General features: G+C 69.2%; 6 protein-coding genes and 1 pseudogene. 1 reads left to right on the forward strand and 6 read right to left on the reverse strand.

What is annotated here, in order from left to right:
• Positions 1-520 precede the first annotated feature (520 nt).
• On the reverse strand, positions 521-1,279 hold the full coding sequence (locus Q1N79_RS07890) for a polyprenol monophosphomannose synthase (protein WP_300606059.1): 759 nt from the start codon (positions 1,277-1,279) through the stop codon (positions 521-523).
• A gap of 446 nt (positions 1,280-1,725) precedes the next feature.
• Between Q1N79_RS07890 and Q1N79_RS07895 the strand changes: the two genes are divergently transcribed.
• On the forward strand, positions 1,726-2,862 hold the full coding sequence (locus tag Q1N79_RS07895) for a L,D-transpeptidase family protein (protein WP_300606061.1): 1,137 nt from the start codon (positions 1,726-1,728) through the stop codon (positions 2,860-2,862).
• Here Q1N79_RS07895 and Q1N79_RS07900 read toward each other — a convergent pair.
• The 5 genes and pseudogenes from Q1N79_RS07900 to Q1N79_RS07920 all read right to left on the reverse strand — a co-directional run.
• Entirely contained in the window at positions 2,849-3,697 is an 849-nt protein-coding gene (locus Q1N79_RS07900; protein WP_300606063.1) for an N-acyl homoserine lactonase family protein, read from the reverse strand. The genes Q1N79_RS07895 and Q1N79_RS07900 overlap by 14 nt on opposite strands.
• Positions 3,698-3,754: 57 nt before the next feature.
• On the reverse strand, positions 3,755-4,168 hold the full coding sequence (locus Q1N79_RS07905) for a cupin domain-containing protein (RefSeq protein ID WP_300606064.1): 414 nt from the start codon (positions 4,166-4,168) through the stop codon (positions 3,755-3,757).
• Positions 4,169-4,318: a hypothetical protein gene (locus Q1N79_RS07910; RefSeq protein ID WP_300606066.1), complete on the reverse strand. Its 150-nt coding sequence runs from the start codon at positions 4,316-4,318 to the stop codon at positions 4,169-4,171.
• 101 nt (positions 4,319-4,419) lie between these two features.
• Positions 4,420-4,899, reverse strand: coding sequence for a hypothetical protein (locus Q1N79_RS07915; protein WP_300606068.1), 480 nt, complete (start codon positions 4,897-4,899; stop codon positions 4,420-4,422).
• A 129-nt stretch (positions 4,900-5,028) separates the two neighbouring features.
• Positions 5,029-5,223 (reverse strand): annotated as a pseudogene (locus Q1N79_RS07920) (glutamate decarboxylase); the annotation flags it as partial.

A 5,223-nucleotide genomic window follows, 5' to 3' on the forward strand; every position in this document is an offset into this window, starting at 1 on the left:
GCGAACCGCGCCGAGCGGCGCAGCGCCTAGGGGCCTAGTGAGCCGGTCCCCGGTTGCGGGGTCAGCGTGCAGTCGCCTGCCCCGGCCCCGCGCTGTCCTGGCTGCCCCGGGCACCTCGGGCATGTCGGGGCGCCCCGGGCGTCCCGGCCGCGGCGCGGTATTAACTGCCCCGGGGATGAGGCATGACGCTTGACTCAGGCATCTGCGCGCGCCGTCCCGTGCCGCCCTTGCCGCTGGCGTGCCCGCCCGGGGGATGCGCTTGATGATCATGGGTCAAAGGTGGCCGCGGGCGGTCCCGTTTGACCCGTGATCATGGTCCATGGGCGGTTTCCGGGGGGTGGTTCACCGCTGGACGGGGGGAATGTCGGCTATGTGGCCGCCGCTGACGGGGTTGACCCGTGACCTGCCCTCCGCCGCAAAGGGCCAGCGGCCACGGCCGGCACCTTCTGTGACCGAAGACGGCTCACGTGGTGACCGCAGAACTCACGGCCGGCTCACTAGGGGCCTAGGGGCCTAGGGGCTAGCGCCGCACGCTGGCCGCGGAGCGGCCGCGCAAGCGGGCCGCGACGCCCCATCGCGCGACCCGGAAAAAGGCTTCGCGGATGACAGCGTTGGTCATCTTCGACGATCCGCGCTCGCGCTCCACGAACGTGATCGGCACCTCGGTGAGCTTCAGGCCCGACTGCAGCACCCGCAGCGTCATGTCGATCTGGAAGCAGTAGCCGGCCGACTCGATGTTGTTCAGGTCGATCTTCTGCAGGGTGGCCGCACGGTACACCCGGAAGCCGCCGGTCGCGTCCCTGACGCCGATGCCGAGCATCAGCCGGTTGTAGACGTTGGCGCCGCGGGACAGGTACTCACGGTGCTTCGGCCAGTTGACGACCGTGCCGCCGGGCACGTAGCGCGAGCCGATCACCGCGTCCGCGCCGTCCAGCGCCGCGAGCAGCCTTGGCAGGTCCTCTGGCCGGTGCGAACCGTCCGCGTCCATCTCGACGATCACGTCGTAGCCGCGCTCCAGTGCCCAGCTGAAGCCCGCCACGTACGCGCGGCCAAGGCCGGCCTTCTCCGTCCGGTGCATGACCTGCACGTGCCTGTCGGTCTCGGCAAGCTTGTCAGCCAGGTCCCCCGTGCCGTCAGGGCTGCTGTCATCGACCACGAGCAGGTCCGCGTCAGGAACGGCTTCCCTGATCCGCCCGGCAATGATTTCGAGGTTCTGCCGCTCGTTGTAGGTCGGCATGACGATGATCACACGGCCGGTGCCCGGAGCCGACTCTGCCATTACCTGTCTTCACCTTCTCTGTCCGGCTCTGCCCAGCAAGTTCAGTGGAAGAGGGCCCGGGCAGCGACCTCGGTCCGGAGTCGTCTCGTCGGGAACGAGAACGGCCTCCGTTGTCTACTGAGCCACCCGGGCCCTTTCCAGGCCCAACCCCCTGACAGCCGGACATGCACCGGCTAGCTTATGTCGCGCCTGGCATCGGGAAACTGGCTGCCTCCGCGCTCGCCCTGACACGCCACCAATGCTACTGCTACGAACCAGCCAATCCGGCCGGCGAGCCCGGTGCTGGACTGTCCCAAAAGTACCCCTGATCCGTGCAATGTCAACTGGCGGAGACCGTTAGGCATAGAAATTAACTACAGAGGGAACATGCCAAATTACGTTAGGTAACAACGGGCGATAATCGTGTCCGATCGCTAGCAGTGCACACAGTAACCGGGGGGAACACTGTGCGTAGCATCTCGCGGGCCACCGTGGCGTGGGCCTCAGGCGCAGTCATCGCTGTCGGCGCCGGCACGGCCGGCATCTACCTCGCCGTGACCGGCAGCCATCCGGCGCAATCGGCAAGCCCGGCGCGCGTCGCGGTCAGGCACGAGCCCGCGTCACGGCCGACGCCGCTGCGCTTGCTGTCTGTCAGCCCGGCGAACGGGAGCCGGGGGGTCGACGGCGCCGACGGCGTGACCGTCACGTTCAACAAGCCGCTGCCGCCGGGGGCGTCCCTTCCGCAGCTGTCGCCGGACATCGCAGGGACCTGGCAGCAGGACGGCGACAGCGTGGTGTTCGTGCCGCAGGCCGGCTTCACGGCCGGCACCCGGGTGACGGTCACGGTGCCCGGGGCAGACGGCACGGTTAGTTCAGGATATAAATCGACTTTCACCACCGCCTCCTATTCCGTCCTGCGGCTGCAGGAACTGCTCGCCCAGCTCGGTTACCTGCCGATGACATGGACGCCGGCGCCTGGCGCGGCAGTTCCCGCGAGCAGCGCGGCGGCCCAGCTCGCCGCGGCGTACGACCCGCCCGCCGGGACGTTCCACCTGCAGGGCGGCTATCCGAGTGAGCTGTACTCGTTCTGGCAGCAGGGCAGCGCCAACCTGCTCGACACGGGCGCGATCACCGGCTTCGAGGGCGACCACGAGATGACCACCGACGGGGTGGCCAGCCCGCAGGTGTGGGCGGCGCTGCTGACGGCGGCCGAGACGGGCCAGGACAACACGCAGGGCTACAGCTACGCGGTCGCCAGCCAGAACCTGCCGGAGACGCTGACGATCTGGCACGACGGGCGCGAGGTCTTCAGCAGCCCGACCAACACCGGCATCGCGGAGGCGCCCACGCCGGTCGGCACGTTCCCCGTCTACCTGAAGCTGCCGTACCAGGTCATGACCGGCTACAACCCGGACGGGTCCTACTACGCGGACCCGGTCCAGTGGGTGTCCTACTTCAGCGGCGGCTCCGCGGTGCATTACATCGCGCGCGGGTCCTACGGCTGGCCGCAGAGCCTGGGCTGCGTGGAGCTGCCCTACACGGCGGCCGAGCAGGCCTACCCGATCCTGCCCTACGGCACGCTGGTCACGGTCACGCCGGAGTAGGCGCGGCGGGCGACGCCGCCGCCGCGTCCCGCGGGGTGCCCACGTCGGTGACCGCGGGGTCGCTCCCGTACGGCGCGAACCGGTCGCGCACCGCGGGGTCGTGGCCGGCGACCAGCCACGTGTCCGGCCGCGCCGCCAGCTCCGCGAGCAGGTCGTAGGCCAGGTACATGCCGGGCAGGTCGGCGGTGATGGCGAACGGGCGGTCGAGTTCGACCTCCTCGTAGAAGTGCAGGGCGTCGGAGGCGAGCACGACCGTGCCCGTCGCCGTCGCCACGGTCACGATCAGCTGGCCGGGCGTGTGGCCGCCGACCTGCAGGAGCTCCAGCCCTGGCGCGACCGTGTGGTGGCCGGTCATGAGGGTGAGCCTGCCCTCGCGGCGGATGGCCTGCAGCAGCGCGAGCTCGCCAGGCTCGGCATGCGCGGCGAACTGGGCGCGGCGGGCGAGCGGGCCGGTCCAGAAGTCGTATTCGGCCTGGCTCATGACGAGCTGCGCATGCGGGAACTGGTGCAGGTTCCCGATGTGGTCCCAGTGGGCGTGCGTGACCACGACGGTGCCGACCGCGCCCGGGTCGATGCCCAGCTTCGGCAGGGCGTCGGCGGGCGTGGCATCCCAGTTCCGGCCGCGGCGGTCGCCGGCCGCTGGGGCGAAGCCCGTGTCGACCAGGGTGACCCGGCCCGCGCCGCCGCCGTCACGGATCACCCAGAAGAAGTAGTCGAGCTGGATCTTCCCGTCCGGCTCGCCGTACAGGTGGTAGTTGAGGAAGGTCTCGGCCCGCGTGGTGACCCGGTTCCCGTAGCGCACCGCCAGTACCTCGCGCGTACCGCCGTCGGCCACGCTCTCACCCCTTGTGCCGGTTGCGAACTTGTGATCGCCGTCGCGCCTGCCGCCCCGCTAGTCCTCTTCCTTGTCCTCGAAGGCCGCCTTATAGCGTGTGCCGGGGACCTCTTCGTGCCACACGGTAGGGCCAAGCGAGATCGCCGTGTGGGCGACGAACGAGTCCGGGGCCGCGCCGTGCCAGTGCTCTTCGCCGGGCGGGGCCCAGACCACGTCGCCGGCGTGCAGCACGTGCCGGTGGCCGTCCCTGTTCTCGACCATGCCGCGGCCGCTGCTGACGATCAGCACCTGCCCGTCGGTGTGGGAATGCCAGTAGGTGCGCCCGCCCGGCGCAAAGATCACGCTGTTCACCCGCACCCGGGCCGTCTCCCCGTCCTCGAGGAGGACGTCGAGCATCGCCTGCCCGGTGAACGTGCCCTCGTCCCCTAGGCGAGTGGGCTGGCCGTCCCTGCGGCCGCGCGTGTATTCCATCTACTCCGTCCTTCCTGGCAGGTTGATGTCGGCCGTCGCCATCACGCCCGGTGACTGCGCGAGCAGGGTATGGCCCGGGCGTGCCACGCGCAGGGCTTCGGCGGTCAGTGACCGCGGGCACTCCTCCGGCTCCGCCGGCTGGCTGCTCACGCAAGCAACGTTAGACGCGCCCGCCCGCCATGACCATGGGCCGCCCGACGAAATCCGCGTCACCCCCTGCAAGCGAGTCACGATTACAGTGCCCGCCATCGTTACTGCACGGCACCCTCACAACCGAGTGACGTCGGCGCAGGCGTGCCACCGTTCGCGTGCCCGGTGGGATCAAAGGAGGTTGGCGTGGCCCGAACTCCCGCGAACGACACCGATCCGGCTCCGTCCGTGAGATGGAACCAGACGCCGCTGTTCCAGGGAGGCGTGTTGGTGGGGTACGCCGGACGCCCGTATACCCAGCCGTTGACCGAGATCGACATGTTAGGCGGAAAGCTGCCGTTCAGGGTGGACAGTACGTTGGGGGCGTCCCGGATGGCCGTGCCGACCGGATTCCACCTATCCTGAGCGAACACCTGGAACGGCGCGCACCCACCTGACATGCCGACCACATCGGAGGTCGTGGCTGTCTGGCCGTCAGGACTGGAATGGAAGTACCGCCACCACCAGGGTGAACCGGCCGCCAGAACAGTTAGCAAGACGCTGATGACAGTGCCGATCTTGAATTCTGCCGACAGGGCCATGGGCTGATTATGGCAGCGCTAAAGAGTCGCGCATTATTAAGGCAGGCGTGTCGTGCGATGCGCCGGCAGAACGCAATTCGGCGGATCGCGGCGAGCCTCACCCGGGGCCTTGGCCAGGCGTCGAGCGCGCTACAGGTGGCTGAACCCGCCCGATTCCTCCTTGGTCATGGACACGGTGACCGGGTGCTTGCCGAAGTGAGCGATCGCGTCGCGGAAGTCGTCAAGCAGCAGGGACGCCATGTCCTGGCTGACGCCGAGCCGGACGAGGATGCGCTGCACGGCGATGTCGGACGCCGTCCCCGTCAGCGTGTAGGCAGGCACCTG

Source organism: Trebonia sp., from assembly GCF_030042015.1.
In the GTDB taxonomy this organism is placed as follows: Bacteria; Actinomycetota; Actinomycetes; order Streptosporangiales; family Streptosporangiaceae; genus Trebonia.

What these genes read in the sequence shown, in the direction of transcription:
- Q1N79_RS07890 (WP_300606059.1), bottom strand. Translation starts at nt 1,279, where the DNA reads ATGGCAGAGTCGGCTCCGGGCACCGGCCGTGTGATCATCGTCATGCCG.
- Q1N79_RS07915 (WP_300606068.1), bottom strand. Translation starts at nt 4,899, where the DNA reads ATGGCCCTGTCGGCAGAATTCAAGATCGGCACTGTCATCAGCGTCTTG.
- Q1N79_RS07905 (WP_300606064.1), bottom strand. Translation starts at nt 4,168, where the DNA reads ATGGAATACACGCGCGGCCGCAGGGACGGCCAGCCCACTCGCCTAGGG.